5 protein-coding genes are annotated in these 4,437 nt (G+C 66.7%); 3 read left to right on the forward strand and 2 right to left on the reverse strand.

Features of this window, described 5'->3' with window-relative positions:
- A partial coding sequence (locus tag ABWP50_RS12510; RefSeq protein WP_353218318.1) for a TolC family protein occupies positions 1 to 558 on the forward strand: 558 nt, incomplete at its 5' end.
- Between the two features lie 94 nt (positions 559 to 652).
- Positions 653 to 1,279, forward strand: a complete 627-nt coding sequence (locus ABWP50_RS12515; RefSeq protein WP_353218319.1) for an NAD(P)-dependent oxidoreductase — start codon at positions 653 to 655, stop codon at positions 1,277 to 1,279.
- Positions 1,280 to 1,473: 194 nt separating this feature from the next.
- Here ABWP50_RS12515 and ABWP50_RS12520 read toward each other — a convergent pair whose 3' ends face one another.
- Both ABWP50_RS12520 and ABWP50_RS12525 read right to left on the reverse strand, forming a co-directional pair.
- A complete protein-coding gene (locus tag ABWP50_RS12520; RefSeq protein ID WP_353218320.1) occupies positions 1,474 to 2,904 on the reverse strand; it encodes a carotenoid oxygenase family protein in 1,431 nt (476 codons plus the stop codon).
- A gap of 26 nt (positions 2,905 to 2,930) precedes the next feature.
- Positions 2,931 to 3,401 carry a DUF2141 domain-containing protein gene (locus tag ABWP50_RS12525; protein WP_353218321.1) on the reverse strand — a complete coding sequence of 157 codons (471 nt, stop codon included), beginning with the start codon at positions 3,399 to 3,401 and terminating at the stop codon, positions 2,931 to 2,933.
- 102 nt (positions 3,402 to 3,503) lie between these two features.
- On the opposite strand from ABWP50_RS12525, the gene ABWP50_RS12530 reads away from it, so the two are divergent.
- Entirely contained in the window at positions 3,504 to 4,421 is a 918-nt protein-coding gene (locus tag ABWP50_RS12530) for a LytTR family DNA-binding domain-containing protein (RefSeq protein WP_353218322.1), read from the forward strand.
- Positions 4,422 to 4,437 lie beyond the last annotated feature (16 nt).

The raw sequence follows: 4,437 nt of genomic DNA on the forward strand, positions 1-4,437 counted from the left end.
CCGCTGTTCCAGGGCGGCCGGCCATCGGCGCAGATCAGGCAGGCGCAGGCCCGCCGCACCGCAGCAATGGAGAACCAGATCGGCACCGAACGCGGCGTGATCAGCCAGGTTCGCTCGGCCTTTGCCAGCTGGCGCGCCAGCCTGGATGTGATCAAATCCGCCGAAGCCGCCATCGCCGCCAACAGCCTGTCGCTGGAAGGCGTGCGCGCTGAAAACGGTGTCGGCAATCGCACCATCATCGAAGTGCTGAATGCCGAACAGGAATTGATCAACGCCCGCGTCACGCTCGCCACCGCCAAGCGCAACGCCTATGTCGCTGGTTTCACACTGCTTGCCGCCACCGGCAATGCCGAAGCGCGCGATCTCGATCTGGAAGGTCTGGCGCTTTATGATGCCAAGGCCAATTACCAGAAGGTGCGCGGCAACATCATGGATTGGTCGGGCCGCGATGCGCCGATGATCCGTTCCACCCGCACCGTGACCACCCCGGCGCAGGATGCCATCCCCGCCCCCACTGCCCCGACTGCCCCGACTTCCTCGCCTGCCCCGCAGGACTGACCAAAAAAATTCATCGGCCTGACATCAGCCCTTGCGTGCTGCATTGCAGCATGACAGAAAGGTAAAGAAGAAAAATTCTTCTTGGGGATGTGCTGTGCAGTTACTGGTGATTGGCGCGTCCGGCCGCCTGGGCGGCGCCATCGTGAGCGAAGCCTTGAGCCGCGGCCATCAGGTCACCGCGCAAAGCCGTGAACGCCGCCGGGTTCCTGCCGGCGCCTTGCCAGCCGTTGGACAACCGGGCTGCCCGCAGCTGCTGGCCGAAATCGTCCCCGGCCATGATGCCGTGGTGTTTGCCGTGGGGCGGGACCGGGACGCGCCAGACACCCTGCTTTCTGATGCAACCCGGGCGCTGATTGCCGCCATGCCCGCCGCCGGGCCGCGCCGATTGGTGGCAATCACCGGCGCCCCCAGCGACCAGATCGGCAGCCGCAGCCGCTGGCTGCCGAGCCGCCTGCTCTCCCCGCTGTTTGCGCGCCCGCGCCACCCCGACAAGGATGTGCAGGAAGACGTGATTGCCGCCAGCGATCTGGATTGGACGATCATTCGCCCCGGCCCGATTGCCGACGGGCCGTTGCCCGGCGGCCTGCATGCATTGTGGCCGGTACCGCCAAATGTTCAGGTGGCGGGCGTGACCAGCGCCGAAGTGGCGCAATTCGCACTGGACGCCGTGGAACACCGCCGCTGGCAGCGCAGCCGGCCACTGGTTGGCCATTTCGCCTGAGCCGTGGCGTAAGCGTCGGCGGCGAAATGATTGAGAAGAAAATGGCCTCCGGCGGGCAAGGCTGAGCCCTGCACCACTTTCGGTTTGGCTTGGCTCATGGCTCTGAGACAAGGGACCGAACCAGCAGTCGGGTGCAGGGGTCACCCCTGCCCGCCGGAGGCTCCAATTTTCTTTATAATCAGGCAGGCGAGCGTTCAGGCTGCCAGCCAGCTGCCGTGAAAGCTGTGCGGCAACGCCACATTGGCCCGCCATGTCACCACCGGGCCATCCGCCACCCGCGCCGCGTCCATCACGTGCAGTTCGCTGGCCTTGGCCTGCAGATTGATGGTGGTGCCGATCAGCCAGCGCCCGGCCGGCACGAATTCCTCGACGATCTGGTGCGCGCCAAAATCGTGGGCATCATCCCGGCCCGTCTGCCAATCCCAGATGCCAATGGTGCGCGCAAACGGCCGCGCCGGGCCATAGCCGCCGACATGCACGGTGCGGGTGCGGCGCAGCCCGGCCAGCGCCGGATCGCTGCGCGGAAACTCGGCGGTGATGCCGGCATCATCCACGCTGGCGCGGCCATTGGCGTGTAGCGTGACCAGGCGCAGCACCGGCCGATCGGTGCGGACCGTGCGCGCATCGATCAACGCGCTGGCGGTGTCGCGAGCGAAGGCCGGATCGCTTTCGAAACAGCCATCAAACCGGATGCTGCCATCGTTGTCTTCCCAGGCGTCGCCAAGGTGGAAGAAAAACAGCGGCGGCAATTCAAACACCCGGCGCTTTGACAGATCGGCCTTGTCGATCACCAGCACCTTGGTGCCCAATTGCGGCCGCCATTCCAGCGATGCGACAAACGGCAGCGCATTGCGTTCCTGCACCCACGGTTGCAGCACAATCACCAGGTGCCGCGCCGTGGCGGTGAAATCATGGACATAGCTGGCCATTGGCAGCGGGATCGATTGGCCGGCTTCGAAACTGCCATCCTTTGACAGGCGCCAGATGAAGGCCATTTTGCCGCCCATGCCCAGATTCCAGATACGGCCATCAGGCTCGATGCGCGGGTGGGCCAGGAACGGCATGCCGGCCAGATCCGGCCGAAACGTCAGTGGGCCCTTGGTGGCCAGCGTTTGCGCATCGAGCGCATAGGCCGAACCAGCCTCCCACAGCGCCAGCAATTGCCCGCCCGCCACGATCACCGAGGTGTTGGCGGCATTGGTATCATCGGCGCTGGTGACCACGGCGCCCGGCCGGGCCAGCGTGTTGAAGCCCGGCTGCACCATGGCACCCGCCGCGGTATCGGTGCGGCGCTTGGTGGTGTCCACAAAACGCGCCTGCAATTGCGCCTGGCCATCCCGCAGCTGCCAGGCGCGGATCAGGCCATCACCATCAAACCAATGCCCCACCGCCGTGCCGCCGAGGCGGAACCGTGCCGGGCCGTTGCGATACAGCGTGCCATCAAGGCCGGCCGGCGCACGGCCGTGCACGCGGCGCAGGCCTTGCGGTGCGATATCGGCGGTGATGTCGCCCACGGCGGCAAACCAATCGGGGCGCGCCGGCGCCGCCGCACGGGCCGCAGCCGGCAGCGCTGCCGCAGTTGCAACCAGCCCGGCCTGGCCCAGAAAATTGCGGCGATCGATCATGACATGCACTCCGTTCCGGCTGACGATCAGCGAAAGCTGATGGTGACGGTGGCGGCGCCGGGCGCAACCTCGAAACCGGCATCGGCCCAGCTTGGCGGCCCGCCCACGGCCTTGGCACCGTTGGAAAAGGCGAAGGGCTCCAGCGGCATGCCAAAGGGATTGCTGTCCATTTCGCCATTGCCGTTGATATCGTGATAGGCCTTGATTGCATAACGGCCGGGCTTCAGGCCGGGGATGACCAGTTCGGCCGTGGTGCCAGCAACCTTGGCCATGCCGCCGCGGACCGGGGCGCCGCCCTTGTCATGCGCGGCTTCGCTATCGAACAGCGCCACCATCACCGCACCGGTCGGGGCCATCGCGCCATCGAACTTGATGGTCAGTGTGGCGGGCGCAGCAGCAGCAGCGGTTTGCGCGGCAACCGGCGCCGGCACAGCCGCGGTGGCAACAGCGAACAGGGCGGTAACGGTGGCCGAATAAAGGGCGGCGCGGATCATCATCTTGGCTCTCCTGATGGCCCGGCGGGGTGGGAAAGTGTGCGCCGGGTTGTGGATTTGCTTGTGGCCGGGCAAAGACTTGCCGTCCTGGAGAGATGCGCGAACATGACGGCCGAACTTCGCGAGCTGCTGCCAAAAACCGTTGACGCTGCGTGGGCGGTCGATCGCCTGCGCGCCCGCGCCATCCGCGCGCTGATCATCGGGCTGGTGGCGGCGCTGGTGCTCGCGGTGGTCGGCGCGCTGGGCACGCAGGACGCACCATTTGGCCGGCGACTGGTCTATTGGCTGTGCGTGGTGATGCCGGGCAGCCTGCTTGGGCTGATGTTTTCCTATGCCGTGCAGAGCTGGGGCGGCTTGCAGCGCTGGCGCTGGCTGGAAATCCTGCTGGTGTCTGTGCTGGTGGCGTTGCCGCATACCTTTGTGGTGGTGGTGGCCAGCGCGATGATGTTCGGGCTGTCGGCGATCACGCCGGATGTGGTGCTGTGGTTTGGTGTGGTGGTGCTGTTTGTGTCGCTGGTGTTGACCACGATCAATTTCGCAACTGCGCCAGTGGCCGTGGTGGTCAGGACGGTTGTAGAGCCTGCTTCAACGCCGGTGTTGGCCGAGGCAGGGGCCAAGGCAGGGGACGAGCCGCCCGGCGAATCAGCTGCAATTGCTGCCGCTGATCCTGCCCCACCGTCGCAGACGCTAGCTGGGCCACCCCTCATGCCGCCGGCGCTCGCCGAACGCCTGCCGCTGCGCCTGCAATCGGGCCGCTTGCTGGCCTTGCAGGCGGAGGATCATTATCTGCGCATCCACACCGATCTGGGCAGCGATCTGGTGCTGATGCGCATGACCGATGCTGCTGCGCTGCTGGCCGATGTGCCGGGCGCGCGGGTGCACCGCAGCTGGTGGGTGGCGCGCGGCGCGGTCGCCAGCATCAGCAGCGACGGCGCCCGCACCGCCCTGCGCCTTGCCGGCGGGCCGGAGGTGCCAGTCAGCCGCACCGCCCGCCGCGAATTGGCGGCGGCGGGCTGGCTGTGAAGCGTCAGGGTTTGGC

The sequence above is a fragment of the Sandarakinorhabdus sp. genome (genome assembly GCF_040398645.1).
Lineage (GTDB): Bacteria > Pseudomonadota > Alphaproteobacteria > Sphingomonadales > Sphingomonadaceae > Sandarakinorhabdus.

Coding starts and splice junctions, on each gene's coding strand:
- ABWP50_RS12525 (WP_353218321.1), bottom strand. CDS start 3,401: ATGATGATCCGCGCCGCCCTTTATTCGGCCACCGTTACCGCCCTGTTC.
- ABWP50_RS12520 (WP_353218320.1), bottom strand. CDS start 2,904: ATGATCGATCGCCGCAATTTTCTGGGCCAGGCCGGGCTGGTTGCAACT.
- ABWP50_RS12530 (WP_353218322.1), top strand. CDS start 3,504: ATGACGGCCGAACTTCGCGAGCTGCTGCCAAAAACCGTTGACGCTGCG.